Origin of the sequence: Streptomyces sp. NPDC048277 (assembly GCF_040652235.1) — a bacterium.
Classification (GTDB): Bacteria; Actinomycetota; Actinomycetes; order Streptomycetales; family Streptomycetaceae; genus Streptomyces.
In genome coordinates, this window is the sequence record NZ_JBEZLQ010000007.1 from 244,203 (window position 1) to 261,807 (window position 17,605).

At 74.6% G+C, this 17,605-nt stretch carries 14 protein-coding genes; 9 read left to right on the top strand and 5 right to left on the bottom strand.

The features are described 5' to 3' along the window. Positions 1-10: 10 nt before the first annotated feature. The 9 genes from AB0D85_RS18250 (at position 11) to AB0D85_RS18290 (ending at position 12,096) form a co-directional block, all read left to right on the top strand. The gene (locus AB0D85_RS18250; protein ID WP_362321004.1) at positions 11-1,168 is read left to right on the top strand and encodes a hypothetical protein; all 1,158 of its coding nucleotides are present in this window, start codon (positions 11-13) and stop codon (positions 1,166-1,168) included. A gap of 78 nt (positions 1,169-1,246) precedes the next feature. After that, positions 1,247-1,744 carry a phage baseplate assembly protein V gene (locus tag AB0D85_RS18255; protein ID WP_362321007.1) on the top strand — a complete coding sequence of 166 codons (498 nt, stop codon included), beginning with the start codon at positions 1,247-1,249 and terminating at the stop codon, positions 1,742-1,744. Continuing rightward, a complete protein-coding gene (locus AB0D85_RS18260; RefSeq protein ID WP_362321010.1) occupies positions 1,744-2,070 on the top strand; it encodes a hypothetical protein in 327 nt (108 codons plus the stop codon). The genes AB0D85_RS18255 and AB0D85_RS18260 overlap by 1 nt, the downstream gene beginning before the upstream one ends. A 3-nt stretch (positions 2,071-2,073) precedes the next feature. Then, positions 2,074-2,430 (top strand): GPW/gp25 family protein, encoded by a 357-nt coding sequence (locus AB0D85_RS18265; protein ID WP_362321013.1) that lies wholly within the window; start codon positions 2,074-2,076, stop codon positions 2,428-2,430. Between the two features lies 1 nt (position 2,431). After that, a complete protein-coding gene (locus AB0D85_RS18270) occupies positions 2,432-4,909 on the top strand; it encodes a putative baseplate assembly protein (RefSeq protein WP_362321016.1) in 2,478 nt (825 codons plus the stop codon). After that, positions 4,906-7,380 carry a putative baseplate assembly protein gene (locus AB0D85_RS18275; RefSeq protein ID WP_362321019.1) on the top strand — a complete coding sequence of 825 codons (2,475 nt, stop codon included), beginning with the start codon at positions 4,906-4,908 and terminating at the stop codon, positions 7,378-7,380. Before AB0D85_RS18270 ends, AB0D85_RS18275 begins: the two co-directional genes overlap by 4 nt. Beyond that, entirely contained in the window at positions 7,377-9,497 is a 2,121-nt protein-coding gene (locus AB0D85_RS18280) for a phage tail protein (protein ID WP_362321022.1), read from the top strand. The genes AB0D85_RS18275 and AB0D85_RS18280 overlap by 4 nt, the downstream gene beginning before the upstream one ends. A 39-nt stretch (positions 9,498-9,536) precedes the next feature. Further along, on the top strand, positions 9,537-11,477 hold the full coding sequence (locus AB0D85_RS18285) for a DUF6519 domain-containing protein (protein ID WP_362321024.1): 1,941 nt from the start codon (positions 9,537-9,539) through the stop codon (positions 11,475-11,477). A 37-nt stretch (positions 11,478-11,514) separates the two neighbouring features. Continuing rightward, positions 11,515-12,096: a hypothetical protein gene (locus AB0D85_RS18290; RefSeq protein WP_362321026.1), complete on the top strand. Its 582-nt coding sequence runs from the start codon at positions 11,515-11,517 to the stop codon at positions 12,094-12,096. Here AB0D85_RS18290 and AB0D85_RS18295 read toward each other — a convergent pair. From AB0D85_RS18295 to AB0D85_RS18315, 5 genes are read right to left on the bottom strand one after another with little or no spacing between them, the layout of a single operon-like run. Then, positions 12,074-12,253, bottom strand: coding sequence for a hypothetical protein (locus AB0D85_RS18295; protein WP_362321029.1), 180 nt, complete (start codon positions 12,251-12,253; stop codon positions 12,074-12,076). The two genes, AB0D85_RS18290 and AB0D85_RS18295, sit on opposite strands and share 23 nt — an antisense overlap. Positions 12,254-12,291: 38 nt before the next feature. Continuing rightward, positions 12,292-14,130, bottom strand: a complete 1,839-nt coding sequence (locus tag AB0D85_RS18300; RefSeq protein WP_362321031.1) for a hypothetical protein — start codon at positions 14,128-14,130, stop codon at positions 12,292-12,294. A gap of 16 nt (positions 14,131-14,146) precedes the next feature. Then, entirely contained in the window at positions 14,147-16,132 is a 1,986-nt protein-coding gene (locus AB0D85_RS18305) for an ATP-binding protein (protein WP_362321033.1), read from the bottom strand. Positions 16,133-16,139: 7 nt separating this feature from the next. Continuing rightward, positions 16,140-16,817 (bottom strand): DUF4255 domain-containing protein, encoded by a 678-nt coding sequence (locus tag AB0D85_RS18310; protein WP_362321036.1) that lies wholly within the window; start codon positions 16,815-16,817, stop codon positions 16,140-16,142. Next, on the bottom strand, positions 16,814-17,383 hold the full coding sequence (locus tag AB0D85_RS18315; RefSeq protein WP_362321039.1) for a hypothetical protein: 570 nt from the start codon (positions 17,381-17,383) through the stop codon (positions 16,814-16,816). Before AB0D85_RS18315 ends, AB0D85_RS18310 begins: the two co-directional genes overlap by 4 nt. Positions 17,384-17,605: the final 222 nt, after the last annotated feature.

Consider the following 17,605-nt stretch of genomic DNA (forward strand, 5'->3'; position numbering starts at 1 on the left):
AGGGCAGGGCATGCTGTCGGGCAGGACGACACTGACCGTGCTTCTCGGGCCGTCGGTGCCCGTTCCCGCTCCCGCGCAGCTGGTGCGGTGCATCGAGGAGGTCCAGGTGACGTCCTCCGCCGACGCCCGGTCCGGCTTCCAGCTGGTGCTGGGCGCCGGACGGGACCGCGGTACCGGACTGACCGACTTCCCGCAGCTGAGCGGCGCCTGGCTGCAGGCGTTCCACCGCGTGGTCCTGATCGTCACGACGGACGGGCGGCCGGTTGTCCTGATGGACGGAGTGATCACGCACCGCGAGCTGACACCGGGCAGGGTGCCGGGCTCGACCCGGCTCACGGTCACCGGCGAGGACGTCAGCGTGATGATGGACCTGGAGGAGAAGTCGGCCGCCTACCCCGCCCAGGACGAGGCAGCCATCGCGGCCCGGCTCATCCTCGGCTACGCCCGGTACGGACTGGTGCCGCAGGTGATCCCGCCGCCGGTGATCGACCCGCCGCTGCCGATCGACCGGATCCCGGTACAGCAGAGCACCGACCTGGCGTACCTGACCGCGATGGCCCGGCGGTTCGGCTACGTCTTCCACGTCACCCCGGGTCCGGCGCCGCTGGTCAACACCGCCTACTGGGGGCCGCCCAAGCGCGTCGGACCGCCGGCCCCCGCCCTGTCGGTCGCCGCCGGGCCGGCCGCCAATGTGCAGCAGATCACCTTCCGCAGCGACGCCCTGGCCCCGGTCCAGGTCTCCGGGTCCGTCCTCGACCCGCTGAGCGACACCGTGCTGCCGGTGCGCGGGGCCGGCAGTCTGCGGCCGCCGCTGGCGACCGAGCCCGACTGGGCGGTCAACCGGCAGAACATGCGCACGGTCGCCTTCCGCGAGAGCGGACCGAGCGCGGTGCAGGCGGCCGCTCGTGCCCAGGGCACGGCCGAGGCGTCCAACGACGCGCTGGTGGCCACCGGGACGCTGGACACCGTGCGCTACGGGGCGCTGCTCACCGCGGGCGGCCTGGTGGGCGTACGCGGGGCGGGGTGGGAGCACGACGGGCTGTACTACGTGCGGCAGGTCACCCACGCCATCGCCCGCGGCCGCTACACCCAGCAGTTCACGCTGTCCCGCGAGGGCACCGGGAGCACCGTGCCGCTGCTGCCACCGACATCCGGGGCGGGGCGGTGAGCCGGTGACCGCGACGATCCGGAAGCGGGCCATGATCCACGGCGGCAGGACCGCCGGCCGAACGCGGAAAGGTGCGCGATGAATCCCTTCTACGGCAAGTACCGGGGGAAGGTGACCGGCAACGCCGACCCCAGGCAGCTCGGCCGGGTGGAGGTCGGCTGCCCGGCCGTCCTCGGGGACAGCATCAGGGTCTGGGCGATGCCCTGCGTGCCCTACGCCGGGCCCGGGGTCGGCCTGTTCGCGCTGCCGCCGGTGGGCGCCGACGTGTGGGTGGAGTTCGAGGGCGGCGATCCGGACTACCCGATATGGGCGGGCTGTTTCTGGAGCACGGGCCAGCTGCCCGTCACACTGGCGGTCGCGCAGCAGAAGGTGTTCCGCACCGACGGGGTGACCGTGACCGTGGACGACGTGTCCGGCTCCGGCGGGCTGACCGTGCTGGTCTCGCCGCCGCTGGTGTCCTCGGAGCTGCGCCTGGCCCTGACCGCCGACAGCATCGAGCTGGTCAACGGCATCCGCAGCGTGAAGCTGACCTCGGAGAAGGTCTCGATCAACGGCGACGCCCTGGAGGTCAGCTGATGCCCGGCTTCCTGCTGCACGCCGGTGCCACCGTGAACTGCGCGCACACCGGCAAGGCGACGCCGACGAGCCGGCCCAGTACACGCGTCAAGGTCAACGGGTCCCCGGTGACCGTCGCCACCGATGCGTACACCGTCGCCGGCTGCCCGCCGCCCGCAGAGCCGGACCCCGGGCCGTGCGTCAGCGCGCAGTGGACCGGTGGCGCGACCCGGGTGCGGGCCGGCGGCGTGCCGGTGGTGCTGTCCGACAGCCAGTCGGTGTGCACGCCCACCGGCACCCCGCTGACCGTGCAACTGGCCGTCCAGCGCCGCGTGCGGGGGGTGTGACCGGTGCACATCGGCTTCCCCTTCCGCATCGACCACCACGGCCGCGCCACGAGCCCCGACGACGAGGAGTACGTCCGCGGGCTGATCGAGCAGGTGCTGTTCACCGCGCCCGGCGAACGTGTCAACCGGCCGGACTTCGGCAGCGGCCTGCGGCAGCTGCTGTTCGAACCCGTCTCCGGGGAACTGGCCATGGCCACCCGGGCGCTGGTGCAGGCGGCACTGCAGCAGTGGCTGGGAGCCGAGATCCAGGTGCAGGCCGTCGACGTCGTCGCCGCCGACACCACCGTCCGGGTCACCGTGCAGTACCGCACCCGCAGCGCGCCCGCCCCCGTCACCGCCGTCATCACCCGGGCGGCCTGACATGGCCACCCCGGTGTACGGCGCCCCGGGCGGGTCCGGTGACGCGACGCGGCTGCGGCTCGCGGCGGTGAGCGCGGACGGCCGCCTCAACGCGTTCGAGGGCCTGGAGGTGGACGGCGGGCATCCGCCGCAGGTGCCGTCCCAGCGGACCCTGCTGGTGCGCTGTCTGCACCCGGTGCCGGCCGGTCTCGACGCCGGCTCGCTCACGGTGGTGGGCGGAGTCCGCGGGGACCGGGCCCTCAACCCGGTGCCGGTGGTGTGGGCACTGCCCGCGAGCGGCCTCGCCGCCGCCCAGGCCGCGGGTGACGACGGGCTCGCTCACCCCGACCGGGTCACCGCCGGCGACGTGGCGGTCTTCGCGACGCTGCCCGACCCCGACCGGCTGCTGGTGGTGCGCACCGGCTCCTCCGGCGACTTCTCCCCGTACGTCCTGGTGCTCGCCGATCCGCAGCGGTACGGCTTCGACCCGCGGCTTTCCCGGGTGCCGTTCACCTTCAAGGTGGACTGCCCGACCGACCTCGACCCACGCCCGCCGCGCACCGTCCCGGCGGTGCCCGCGCCCGTGCCGGCCGCCGACTACCTCAGCCGCGACTACGCCGGGCTGCGCCGGCTCCTGCTGGACCGGCTGTCACTGCGGCTGCCCGGCTGGAGCGACCGCAGCCCGGCCGACCTCGGCATCACGGTCATGGAGATCCTCGCCTACCTCGGCGACCAGCTCGCCTACGCCCAGGACGCGGTGGCCACCGAGGCCTACCTCGGCACCGCACGCCGCCGCGTGTCGGTGCGTCGCCACGCCCGGCTGCTGGACTACTTGATGCACGACGGGGCCGCCGCCCGGGTCTGGCTCGCCCTGGACGCCGACCCGGGCGCGGACGGCACCGCGTTCCCGGCCGGCACGGAGACCGGCGCGGCGGACGGCGGCACCGATGCCGTCTTCCACACCCTGCACCCACTGACCGCCCGCACCGCCCGCAACGCCGTCGACCTGTACGCCTGGGGCGAGGAACGCGCCTGGCTGCCGGCCGGCGCCACCTGGGCGACCCTGGTCGGCACCCCCGCCGGGCTCGGCCTGACGGCAGGCGACATGCTGGTCCTGCAGGAGGTGCTGGGCGACGACGGAAGTACCGGGACGGCGGACCCGGCGCGGCGCCATGCGGTGCGCCTGGACGCGGACCCGGTCGCGGACACCGACCCGCTGACCGGCACCGAACTGGTGCGGGTGAGCTGGTTCCCGCAGGACGCGCCGCCGTTCCCGCTGCGGCTGTGGCGGTTCCCGGACGGCGACTCCGGCACCGTGGGGGCCACGATGGCCCGGGCCAACGTCGTGCTGGCCGAGCACGGCACCCTCGTCGGCCCCGAGCCGCTGGTGCCGGCCGAGGTCCCCGTGCGCGGCCGCTACCGGCCCCGGCTCGCACGCCCCGGGCTCGCCCACGCCGTACCGTACGACCACCGGCAGGCGCTCGGCCGGCCGGCCGCCGAGGCTCTCGCCGTGGACCCGGCGCTGGCGTTGCCCGCGCTGGTCGCGCTGCACGACGGGACGGGTCCCTGGACCGCGGTGCGCGACCTGCTGGACGCGGGCCCGTACGCCGCGCAGTGCGTCGTGGAGACCGAGGACGACGGACGGGCCTTCCTGCGCTTCGGCGACGGGGGCGACGGCCGCGCCCCCGTCCCGGGGACGGCCTTCACCGCCGCCTACCGGACCGGCGGCGGCACGGCGGGCAACGTGGGACGCGACACCCTCACCCGGCTGTCCGTACCGGTCACCGGCGTCCGCGTCGGCAATCCGCTGCCGGCCGCGGGCGGCACCGACCCGGAACCGGTCGAGCAGGTCAGGCAATGGGCGCCGCAGGCCTTCCGGGTCCAGGAGCGGGCCGTCACCGACGCCGACTACGCCGAGGTGACGGGCCGCCTGCCGCAGGTGCGGCAGGCGGTCGCCGACCGACGCTGGACCGGCTCCTGGTACACCGAGTCGGTCACCGTGGAGCGCGCCGACGGCCTGCCGGCGGACCGCGCGTTCCGGGCCCAAGCCGCCGCGTACCTGGAGGACTACCGGATGACCGGCGGGGACGTACGGGTGACCGCGGTCGTGCCGGTGGCGCTGGACATCGTCCTGACGGTGCACGTGGCGCCCGGACATCTGGGCAGCGACGTGCGACAGGACCTGCTGGAGGTGTTCACCGCCGGGCTGCGGACCGACGGCACCCCCGGCTTCTTCCACCCCGTACGCCTCGCCTTCGGCCAACCGGTCTATCTCAGCCACGTGGTCGCGGCCGCCTCGGGCGTCCCCGGCGTGCTCTGGATCGACACCGACGACACCCCGCCCAGCCCCAACCGCTTCCGGCGCTGGGGACGGCCGGCCGCGGGCGAGCGGGCGGCCGGGCTGATCGCCATGGGCCGCCAGGAGGTCGCCCGCTGCCTGAACGACCCCAGCCGGCCGGAGCACGGGCGGATCGACTTCCTGACGGAGGGCGGCGCGTGAGCCCCGACGACACCGCGACGCCCGCCGCCCCCGCCCGGCCGTCCAGTCCGGCAGGCCGCACCGCCCCGTCCTACCGCACCGGCACGCACGCCGAGGTGCTGGACCGCGCCCTGACCGCCCTGCGCCGACGGCTGCCCGCCCTGACCGCGCAGGACGCGGACGACCCCGCGGCCGCCCTGCTGGACGCCTGGGCCACCGTCGCCGACATCGTCACCTTCTACCAGGAGCGGATCGCCGACGAGGGCTTTCTGCGCACCGCCACCGAGCGCCGGTCGGTGCTCGAACTCGCCCGGGCGATCGGCTACGAACTCGCTCCCGGTGTCGCGGCCGCCACCTGGCTGTCCTTCACCGTCGAGGACGCCGTCGATCCCGGCGCCCAGGCGGTCGTCCCGGCCGGCACCCGGGTGCAGAGCGTCCCCGGCCAGGGCGAACTGCCGCAGACCTTCGAGACGGCCGAGGAGCTGACCGCCCGCGCCGAGCGCAACGCGATGCGACTGCGCCTGAGCCGCACGCAGCTGATCACCACCGGCGCCACCCAGGTGCTGCTCGCCGGGGTCACCACCGGCCTGCGCCCCGGCGACCCGCTGCTCGTCCGCCGCACCGACGGCCGCCAGCCCTGGCAACTGCGGGTGCTGACCGACGTCGAGCCGCACCCCGCCGACGCCTCCGGGAGCCCGGCGACCACGCTCGTCCGCTGGGACGAGCCGCTGGACCTGACCGACCCGGCCGCCGGCGAGTTCGTTCCGGCACCGGTGGAGGTGTACGCGTTCCGGCAGCGGGCGGCGGTCTTCGGCCACAACGCCCCGGACTGGCGGATCATGCCCGAGACCGTCCGGCGCAACTACGCGCCCTCCGACCCGGCGGACGGCGGCGGGACGGCCCCACTGCCCACCCAGTGGCCGGGGTTCGCGCTCACCGACCCCGCCGACGGCGGCGAGCCGGTCCTCGACCTCGACGCGCCCTACCCCGAGGTGCTGCCCGGCTCCTGGCTGGTGCTGCGCGCCCCGGGCCTGACGGAGCCGTACGAAGTGGTGACGGCGGACCTGTCCGCCGCCGCCGACTTCGGCCTGACCGCCACCACCACCCGGCTGGTGCTGCGCGGCTCCGGCCCGATCGCCCCCTTCGACCGCCGCACCACCACGGTGTACGCCCTGAGCGAGCGCCTCCAGCCGGCCGAGGAACCGGTCACCGAACCGGTGACCGGGACCGACCTCCTGCTGGACCGGCCACTGGAGCTGACCCCCGGCAGCACCGTGCTGGTGACCGGCAGCACCCCGGACGGCCGGCCCGCCACCCAGCCCGTGACCGTCGCCGACAGCGCCGCCACCGTCGACGGCACCCGGCTCACCCTCGCCGAGCCGCTGGCGCAGCCGCTCGATCCGGCCTCGGTACGGGTGCTGGGCAACGTCGTCGCCGCCACCGCCGGGGAGAGCATCACCGGCGAGGTCCTCGGCAGCGGCGACGGCGCGACCGCCAACCAGAGCTTCACCCTGCTGCGCGGAGACCTCACCCACACCACCGCGGCGGTGCCCGGCGGGGTACGCGACTCGCTGACCGTCCGGGTCGACGGCGTCGAGTGGACCGAGGCCGCCTCGCTGTACGAGCTGGGCCCCCACGACCGCGGGTACGTGGTCAGGATCGGCGACGACGGTTCCGTCGGCGTACTGTTCGGCGACGGCGAGCGCGGCGCCCGCCTGCCGTCCGGGCAGGACAACGTCCTGGCCGACTACCGCAGCGGCACCGGCCCGGCGGGCAACGTGGCCGCCGGGGCGCTCTCCCTGCTCCTGGTCCGGCCGCTGGGCATCCGGGACGTGACCAACCCCGTGCCCGCCACCGGCGGCACCGCCCCCGAAGGGCCGGACGACGGCAGGACCGCCGCGCCGCTGTCGGTGCGCACCTTCGACCGGGTCGTCTCCCTCGCCGACCACCAGGACTTCGCCCGCGCCTTCGCCGGCATCGCCAAGGCCACGGCCACGGCCCTGCCGGGCGCCCGCCACCCCTTCGTGCACCTCACCGTGGCCGGCCCCGGCGGGGCGGACGTGCCCGCGGACACGCTCGCCGCCCTGCGCACCGCGCTGGAAGCCGCCGGACGGTCCCCCGGCCGCCTCGGCCTGGACAGCTACCAGCCGCTGTCCTTCGCCGTCGCCGTCGCCATCCTGGCCGACCCCGACCGGGAATGGGAGCAGGTCGCCGACGCGGTGCACGAGGCGCTGCGCACGGCCTACTCCTTCGACCCGGGCGACTTCGCCCGGCCCGTGCCCGCCTCCGGCGTGCTCACCCTGGTCCAGCAGGTGCCCGGCGTGCTGGCCGCCACCGTACGCGCGCTGCACCTCGGCGACGCCCCCGACGGCGACACCGTCGCCGAGGTGCTCGTCGCGCACCCCGCCCGCCTGGGCCGGACCGGGGTGCTCCCCGCCGAACTGCTGCTGGCCGACCCCGGCCGGATCACCGTGACGGAGCTGGTGCCGTGACCCCCGCCGAACCCGACCGCCCCGTCTACCGGCTGCTGCCCGAGGTCCACCGCAGCCGCGACGCCGAACTCGGCCACCCCCTGCGGTCCCTGCTGGAGGTGGTCGAGGAGGAACTGCTGCGCCTGCGCGGGGACATCGACGGGCTCTACGACAACTGGTTCGTCGAGACCTGCGCCGAACGGGTGCTGCCCTACCTCGCCGACCTGCTGGGTCCGGGAGACCTCACCGGCGTCCCCGGCGGCGCGGTCCCGCGCCGCGCCCTGGTCGCCCACACCCTCGCCAACCGGCGGCGCAAGGGCACCCACGGCGCGCTGGAGGAGGCCGCCCGGGACATCACCGGCCGGCCGGTGCGGGTCGTGGAGTACTTCCAACTGCTGGGCACCACCCAGAACGCCAACCATCCGCGCCCCGGCGACGTCCGCACCCCCGACCTGCGGGACACCGCCGGGCTGGCCCTGATCGGCACCCCCTTCGACCGGACGAGCCGCACCGTGGACGTCCGCCACGCCGACCGCCGGCGCGGCCGGCACAACATCGGCGTGGTCGGCCTGCACCTGTGGCGGCTCACCGCCCATCCCTGCACCGGCGTGGACGCCCGGGCGGTGGACGCGGCGGCCGGCCGCTGGACGTTCGACCCGGCCGGGCGTGACCTGCCGCTGTTCAGCCGGCCCCGTTCGGCCGCGGCCCCCGCGGAAGAGACCGACGTCCCGGCCCCGCTGCGCCGCCTGAGGCTGCATCAGGAACTGGTGGCGCTCCGCACCGGATCCCCGTCCACGCTGCTCGACGGCCCCGACCCGCTGCTGACGGTCACGCTGCCCGACGGCCCGGTCGAGCCCGCCCGGCTGATCTGCGCCGACCTCACCGGCTGGGACCGCCCGCCCGCACCGTCCGACGGCGCGGCCCCGCAGATCGCCGTCGACCCGGCCCTGGGTCGGCTCACCCTGCCGCCCGGCATCACGCCGGAGCGGGTGCGCGTCGCCTACTCCTACGGCTCCCCGGGCGACCTCGGCGCCGGCCCGTACGACCGCCGGGCCACCCTGATGACCGCGATCGCTGCCGCCGGCACCCCCTGGCCCGACGCACCCGACTGGCAGATCGCCGTGAGCCGCGACCCCGCCGGCTCCGGCGACCCGTCCGTGGCCCCGCCGGTGCCCACCGTCACCACCCTCGGCGCCGCCGTCACCGCCTGGAACGAGCGCCCCGACCCGCGCCCCGGACAGGTCGGCGTCATCGCCGTCCAGGACAGCGCCACCTACCACGAGGACCTCACCGGCCCCCAGCGCATCCTGATCCCGCCGGGCAACCGGCTGATCGTCCTCGCCGCCGGCGGGCGCCCCGCGGCCCTGGGCGCCTTCGGCCTGCGGCCGCACCTGACCGGCACCATCGAGGCGGCGGCCCCCGGCGGCCGGGCGGCGGAAACGTCCCAACTGGTCCTGGACGGCCTGTCGGTCGAAGGCCGGATCACCGTCGCGCCCGGGAATCTCGACAGCCTCGTGGTCTCCGGCTGCACCCTGGCCGGCGACCGCGCCGCCGCCCTCCCCGACGGCGGCCTGATCTCGGCCGACGCCAATCCGCGACTGGCCGTACGGCTGCAGCGCACCGTCTGCGCCGGAGTCCGGCTGAGTGACGTCCCCACGCTGGATCTGGCCGACAGCATCCTCGGTCCCCGCGCCGACGGGCTCGCCCTCGACGCGCAGTCGGCGGACGTCGGCATCGAGGCGAGCACCGTGCTGGGCCGCACCACCGCCCGCAGCCTGACGGTCAGCGACAGCATCCTGCGCGACCGCGCCGAGGTCGTCTGGCGCCAGCAGGGCTATCTGCGGTTCAGCTACGCGCCACCGGACTCCCACGTCCCGCGCAGCTACCGCTGCCAGCCCGCCGACGACGCGGCGGCCGGCCGGGTCGCCCCGGCCTTCGACACCCTCGACCCGGCCGCGCCCGGCTTCGGGCGGCTCGCCGCGCGCTGCCCCGCGGAGATCGCCGAGGGCGCGGAGAACGGCGAGGAGATGGGCGCGTACCGCTTCCTGCGGCAACCCAGGCGGCTGGCCGACCTGGCCGGCCGGCTCGACGACCACGTGCGGTTCGGACTGGAAGCGGGTGTCTTCCTTGCGGACTGAGCGGTCTGATCGGGCTTACACGACGGCGGAGGTACAGCGATGAAGGGCGACTTCACCCGGCGGACGTTCCGTCCCGGCAACCACTACCGCGGCGTGCTGCTGCAACAGGGCCGGGTCGCGCTCGACGCCGACTGGAACGAGCAGCTGGACATCCAGCTGCACCTGGACGAGACCACCGCCCGGGACGCCGTCGGCGTCCACGGCGGGCCCAAGGACGCGGCCGGTTTCGCGATCACCACTCCCGAAGGCGGCACCCCGGCCGCCAGTCCCGGCGCGGACCTGACGCTGTCCGCCGGGCGGTACTACGTCAACGGCGTGCTGTGCGAGATCGAGACCCCGGTGCCGCTCGCCGCCCAGCCCGAGCTGCCCGGCGTCCCGCTGCCCACCGACACGGGCCGCTACGTCGCCTACCTCGACGTGTGGCGCGAACACCTCACCGCCCTGGAGCGCCCCGAACTGCGCGAGGTCGCCCTCGGCGGCCCCGACACCGGCACCAGGAGCCGTACCGTCTGGCAGGTGCGGCTGGAGCCGGCTCCCGGCCCCGAGGCGGTGCCCGCCGACGTCGCCGCGCCATGGGGACCGAGCGGCAGTCGGCCGTCCGGGCGGCTGCGGGCCCGCGCCGAGCCCGACCCCACCGCCACCACGCCGTGCGTCATCCCGCCCTCCGCCGGCTACCGCCGCCTGGAGAACCAGCTGTACCGGGTCGAGATCCGCGAAAGCGACGACGGCGTCCCGTCGTTCGTGTGGTCCCGGGACAACGGCTCGGTGGCCGCCCTGGTGGTACGCCTGACCACGGACGGGACCGCCACCATCCTGACGATCGACACCCCCGCCCGCGACGAACGGCTCGGCTTCGCCAAGGGCGACTGGGTGGAGGTCTGCGATCTGGCCCGCACCCGGCGCGGCGAACAAGGCTTCCTTGGCCGCCTCGACGAGGCCGACGGCACCACGCTGCGCGTGACGGAATGGAGCGGCCCCGCGCCGGCCGACGGGGACCTCGCCGACCCGGTCGTCGTACGGCGCTGGGACTCGCCCGGCGCCCTACCCGTCCGCGACGGATGGGTCGGCCTGGAGGACGGCGTACAGGTCCAGTTCGAGGACTACCGTTGGCACCGCACCGGCGACTACTGGCTGATCCCGGCCAGGACCGCCGCCTGGGAGGACACCGACCTCGACCCGGATCTCGCCGGCACCGTGGAATGGCCGCGCGACCCCGACGGCACACCGGAGTTCCGGCCCCCGGACGGCATCGAACACCACACCGCCGCCATCGCCCTGCTCGACCTCACCGACGGCGCCTGGACCACGGCATACGACTGCCGGGCGCTGTTCACCCCGCTCGCCGAAACACGCCCCGACCCGTCCACGCCGCCCTTCGCCCCCGGCCTGCACGTCGTGCAGGTCCTGCTGACGGGCGCCGGCCGCGAGCTGCGCAACGACACCGGGATCAGCCAGACCGACCTGCTGGGCGGCCTGGCCGTGGCGCTGGACGGCCCGCCCGCCCCGGTGACCGCCGGCAGTCCGGTGCTCACGGTCACCATGGACCTGCCGTTTCCGCTGTCGTCCGCCGACCGCGCCGACTGGCACCTGCCGGCCAGCACCGTCCTCGGCACCCAGCCGCTGACGCTGGCCGGCCGCACCGCCATCACCGGCCAGCAGCTCACCTGGGAACCGGCCGACCCACTCCACGGCTGGCTGGACCAGTTGGCGAGCCAGCTGCTCGACAGCACGCCGGCCTACCGGCTCTACTGCCGTCTCACCGTCAACGGACGCGCAGTGGTCCACGCGGACCACCCCGACCGGGTCCTCAACGGGCTGGCGCTTCCCCGGGTCCGCCCCGAGGACGGTGGCACCGACCTGCTGCTGCCGACCGTGGACGACGTGCGCGGCGCCGACTTCACCTGCTGGTTCTGGGTGCAGCTTTCCCGCGATCCCGCGGTGTTCGACAAATCCTTGTTCGACCAGGGGTTTTTCCAGTGATCTGCCGATGGCAGCGAGCCGATGAGGAGACACGGCGATGACACTCGACCAGAACACGGCCAACAAGGCCCCCGGCGACCCGGTCCGGTCCGCCGACTGGAACGACCTCGCGGCGGCCGTACTGCGGCACGAGACCGGCAAGCTCGACATCTCGGGCGGCACGATGACCGGCCTGCTCACGGCACAGGGCGGGCTGACCGCATCGGCGCTGAGCAGCCAGTCCCTCGGCGTGCAACTGCTGAAGCCGGACAACGGGCAGGCGAATTTCGACAACATCGGGGACACGGGCACGGTCAGGGTGATCAACCAGAAGATCCAGCTCCAGACGCCCACCAAGCTGTTGCTCATCGGCCACGGCCACGGCACGACCGCGGACCCGAAGTACCCCTTGAGAATGTTCATCCTGGTTGACGGGAAGCTCATTGCCGACGCTGGCAATGAGTGGGGATTCGGCCATCTGGCCGTTCCGGAGGGCACGTGGGCAAACGTCACCGCGATCAGCTGCTTCACGGTGGACGCGGGCAGTCGCACCGTGGAGCTCGTGGCCAGCGTTTCCTCCCCAGGGACGGCGTCCCTGCACGCGCCGACGCTGTGGGTCATCGGGCTGGGGGCCTTCTGACCCGCCGGGCGGCGTCCGTGAACGCCGGGTGATCGCGCAGCGCGGCCAGCAGCGCCGGCGCCAGGGCCTCGACACGGCCCTCGGCGACGGCGCGCGCGGTCGCCTCGTCCACCTCGACGACCAGGGTGTCGATGGCGACGGTCACGTCCGGGGTCACGCCGTGCCCCCTCCAGGCGTTCACCCCTCGTCGCAGGGTCACTCGTACCCCTCGTCCATACTGTCGCTCTCCTCCTTGGAGCCGACAGCCCCGGCCTCGTCGTCCGTGCCGTCTGCTTTGAACTGGTACTGCGGGCGGATCGACGCCGACTGCTCGGACGTGGTGAACTCCATGCTCGCCTTGGCCTTTGCACCGATGACCTTTTTGGCCGCGACCCGGTGCACCCCGTCTGCGGGTCCATTGACCACGGTGACGTACTGCTTGAACTCGCTGGCGGTGAGGATGCCCTTGACCCACTCGTTCAGCGTCGCGGCAGACCGGATGCCGAGTTCCGTCGCGACGCGCTGCAGCCCGAGATACGTCGTCCCGCTCCAGAAACCGCCGGCGTGCCGGTTGTACTTGACCTGGTAACCATGCGCGTCCACCAGCCTCAGGGTCACGAAACAGCAGACGCACGGGCGCTTCCTGCCCGCCACCTGTGCCCCGCCCTGGTACTTCGAGTACGCGAGCGCGAGCATGAGGTTCTGCTCCGCGTGGGTGCAGACGTCGTCTCCCGCCGAGGACGAGGTGGCGGCACTCCGCTGCTTCGACCTCGGGGCGGCGGCGCGCTTCCCCGCATCGACGATGATGATCCGGCCCGCGTATTCGGGGTCGGTGATCAGCTTCCCCGCCCCTTCGGCCGACCCGCCGGCATGCACCGTGAGATCCTCGGTCAACATCCGGCGCACCGTGGTCAGCAGCTCCCTCAGGTCCTGGGCCTCCTGCTTGTTGTCCAGGATCGCGGTGTCCAGCCGCATCTGCGCCAACGCCTGGGCACCGCGCTGCTGCTGGTCGTCCAGCCGCTCCCCGCTGTCGGCCCTCAGTACGGCGATCAGGTCGGCGAGCGCGGCCACGTTCTCGTGGGAGATCGAGCCGTTCAGCGCCCCGGTCAGCGCCGCCTCGTCCGCGAAGACGGCGTTCAGGTCGGCGCCCATGAGCGCGGCGACTGCGGAGGCCTCGTTGGCGCTGACCAGGATGCGGCCGTTCACCACCATCGCCTCGACCTCCTGAGTGGTGAAGGTCTGCGAGATCTTCGCGAAAAGCGTGGTGGAGAGCGCGACGAGCAGTTCGAGCACCCTGGTGTTCCACTTGAACGAACGTGACTCGCCCCTGAGCCGCTTCTTCCACTTGCCTTCGAAGGTCGTGGCGATCTGGCGCAGCCCGGCTTTGCCGGCGGCCTCTTCCAGGCCCCGCTTCGTGCTCGCCCCGGTGACCTTGTCCTTGCGCTGGGCGGCCGGCCCGGACGGCGGCGCGAGATCTGTGGGGAAGGTCCGGCTGACGACGCTCCGGTTCTCGTCGTACGCGGCGGACAGCCGGTGGGCGACGATGGCCGCCTCGTCCTCGGTGAGCGAGGTGTACCACTCGTACAAGGTCCGGAACACCGCGTCCGCCTCGGTCGGTACGTTTGCCGTCGCTTGCGAGCGCAGCCGCGGATGGTACTTGTTGATGTACGCGACCAGCCCCTCGGCGATGTACCTCATCTGCTGATTCACGGCCCGGGCCACGTGCGGCGGCAGACCGGGCAGCAAGGAATACGTCGCCTGCGTCGCCTCCTGCTGCATTGCGTCCTCGTCGTCGCCGACGTCGGCCTCGCGTGTCTCCTCCTGCCGCTGGCCCTGCGCCAGGGCGCGTGCCTCTTCGGCGGACGGACGCCGTGCCCGTTTGCCGCGTGCCGCCGACCCCGCCCTCTCCGCGCCCATGGAGACCGTGGCGAGGGCGGGGCCCGTCGGCGGCGAGGGCGGCACCGATTCTTCGGCCTTGCGCTTGCCCGTGACCTTCGGGAGGCCCGCGGTTCGCCGCCGCGCCTCGTCCCTGCCCGTGTGTACCGGCGTCGACACCAGCGACCCCCTTCGCTCACCGCGCCGTCCAACCGGTCAACTCCGCACCGGTCAGCGGGCGTTCCAACTTGGCGTACTCGGTGCGGGCGGCGGCCAGTAGGTGGTCCATGCCCAGCGGGCGGCCCGCGTCGGCGGCCAGGAAGGCGGCGCCGAGGGCGATGTTGCGGATCGTGCCGCCGGAGACGGACAGCCGGGCCAGGGCCGCCGGATCGAGGCCCTCGGCGGGCGTCCGCTCGGGGATGACGCGCTGCCAGATCTCCTCGCGGGCGGACGCGTCCGGGAACGGGAAGGGGACCGTGAAGCGCAGCCTGCGCAGGAACGCCGGGTCGAGGGTGTCCTTGAGGTTGGTGGTCAGGACGGCCAGCCCCCGGTAGGCCTCGATGCGCTGGAGCAGATACCCCACCTCGATGTTGGCGTGCCGGTCGTGGCTGTCCTTGACCTCGCTGCGTTTACCGAAGAGCGCGTCGGCCTCGTCGAAGAGCAGGACGGCGCCGCCGGCCTCGGCGGCGTCGAAGACACGGCTGAGGTTCTTCTCGGTCTCGCCGATGTACTTGTCGACCACCTGGCTCAGGTCGATGCGGTACAGGTCGAGCCGCAACGCGCCCGCGATCACCTCGGCGGCCAGCGTCTTGCCGGTGCCGCTGGGCCCGGAGAACAGCGCGGCGGTGCCCAGGCCCCGGCCGCTGCGGGCGGCGAAGCCCCAGTCCTCCCAGACGGTGAGCCGGTGCCGTACGTGGGCGGCGATCTGTCGCAGCACCCGTACCTGGACCTCCGGCAGTACCAGGTCCTCCCAGCGGGCGCGGGGCTCGATCCGCTCCGCCAGGCCGTTCAGGGCGGGCCGGGCCTGGTGGCGGCAGGCGTCCCACAACCGCGCCCCGGTCTCGTCCGGGTCGGCCGCCGTACCGTCGGCCGGTGGCGGAACCTGCCCGGCCACGGCGACTATGGCGTCCGGGTCCAGGTCGAACTGACCGGCGGCCATGTCGATCCAGCGGTCCAGGCCCGCGGCGGCCGGGCCGAGGGCCTGCCGCCAGACGGTGCGCAGTTCGTCCGCCGAGGCGCGGCCGACCGCCACCTGGACGGGACGGCGCGGGCCTGGTCCGTCCAAGGGCTCACGCGCGGTCACCAGGACGGGCGCGGCCAGCCGGCCGGCCAGGTCCATCGCCGTCCGGCCGCACTCGGGCACCGCGTCGTCCACGTCGATGATCCAGCCGATCCCGCCCAGGACCGACTCCCGTTCGCACAGCCGCGCCAGCCGATCCCGCGCCGCCGGGTCGGTCGGCAGATCGGCCGCCCGCAGGCAGACCGGCCGCAGCCCCGCCGACCGGTATGCCGCGGCCGCGGTGTGCCGCAGCCCGGGCCGCTGACGACCGTGCACCAGCACCGGCACCGCCCCTGGCGCCCCTTCGGCCGACCAGATCGCCGCCACGGCCCGCGCGGCCTGCCGGAGGGCGGGGGACAGGGCCTCGGGCTCGGCGAGCGGCGCGGTGTGCGGTTCCAGCTCGGGGTCGAGGTACGAGACACCGGTCAGCGCGTGCAGGATCCGTTCCTCGACGTACAGCGCGCTCGTCGTGGGGATGTCGGGATGGGCGAGCCGCAGCAGCGGTGTCCGGCGCAGCGGGCCCGCCGGGCTGAGGGCGCTCCAGTGCGCCTCGGGCAGCTTGGCCAGGCCCAGGGCGAAGGTCGCGTAGGTGCGAGCACCGTCGCCCTGCGCCTGCGCGCAGACGTGCGCGAAGGGCGTGTCGAGCGTGGGGCCCGCGGCCATCAGCAGCACGTCCCGCTCGAACGGCGACAGGCCGAAGCCGTCCGCGATCCGTTCCAGCGCGGGCGGCTCGGACATGGCACGCCGCACCCGGTTGCGGGTGCTCTGGGCCTTCCGCAGCGGCGCGGGATCGTCGTCGTCATCGAGCCGGCAGCGCAGGGTCTCCAGAGCCGCGACCAGGTAGCGGTGGTTGGCCGACAGCCAGGCGTCCGTGGGTTCGGCGGGCTCGGTGGGTTCGCTCATCGGGCGCTCAGCTTCCGCCGCCTGCGGGAACCGCGGCCGACGGCTGCACCGTCACCACCCGGGTGACCACCGCGGGCGCCGGTGCGGCCGGGGACTCCTGAGCGTCCAGCAGCACCACGGTCGCCTGGTAGGCGAGGGAGAGCCGGTAGGGGGAGTGGAAGAGCATCGACCACAGCTTGTTCATCTCCTCCACGTCCAGCGGGAGCAGGCTCGTGCGGACCACGTCCGGCTGCTGGTCCAGGTCCGTGTGCTGTTGCCAGCCCGCCGGATCCGTCTGCGCCGCCTGCTGGACCACGTACCGGACGAGTTCGCGGCTGAGCACCGGATGCGCGGCGAGCGTGGTGACCGCGAGCCCGAGCAGCCGCTGCGGTTCCAGCGCCGAGTCGTCGCCCGAGAAGGTCAGGAGGTAGTGCAGGTCGACCGCCTGCCTGGGGTGGTCCACCAGGGTGCCGTCGGCACGGCGGGTCGGCAGTGTGGACGCCGCCCAGGACGCGTTGGGGACGACCCGGTAGAGGTAGACGTTGATGCCGTGCGTGGTGTCGTCCGCCGCAGCCGCGAGGGTCCCCGGACGCAGGGTGGTCACGGTGGCGTTCTCCACACCGCCGGGCCCGGCCGCCGCCAGCGACTCGCTCAGCAGCCGGCTGATCACGGCGGTGACCATCGCCACGGAGAGGTGGTTGCTCATGCGCCACTTCCCTGGTCGCGGCCCGCGAGGTAGTCGGAGAGCGACAGCGGCCGGGTGCCGTCGGCCGGGTCGTGGCCCGGCCTGGGGCCGGCGGGACGGGTGGTACCGGAAGGGGCGGGCCGGGGCGCGGTCCGCAGCTCCACCCGGCCGACGTTGACGGTGATATGGGGCGCTGCGGCGGGCCGTTGCGGCTCCGCGGGACCGGTCGCCGCGGTCGGTTGCACGGGGAGGGCCCGCCGCAGCACGGCGCGGACCGCGGCCGGGTTGTCAGCCGGCCGGCCGGCCGGCTCTCCCGGGGGGCGGACGGGCCCGGGGACCGGGCGCGTGTCACCGGCAGGCGGGGGAGCGGCCGCGCCACCGTCCTTCCGGCCGGTGACCAGCGGGCCGTGTTCGCCGCGCGGCACGCCGGACGCGGTGGCGGGCGCCTGGCCGGGGCCGGTCGCGGCCGCCCCGATCCTGGCCGGCGCTTCCGACGCGGCGGACCCGTGGCCGGAACGGCGCCGCGGACGCCTGTCCACGGCGGCGCGCGGCTCCTCGGGGACGTCGCGGTCCGCGGCGGTCCGCACCTGGGGCGACGGCAGAGCAGGCTCCTCCGCGTCCGGCCGGTGCCTGTTCGGGGGCGGCGCGGGTGCCGGCCGCGGGGCGGCCCGTTCCCCCTGCCGAGGTGTCCCGTCGCTTACGGACAGGTATGGGGGCAGCGGCAGCGGCGCGCGCGGGTGCGGAGGTGCGTCGGCGTCGGGGGTCCCGCGTTCCGGGGCGTTCGGCCCCGTCCGCGCCGGTACGGGTCG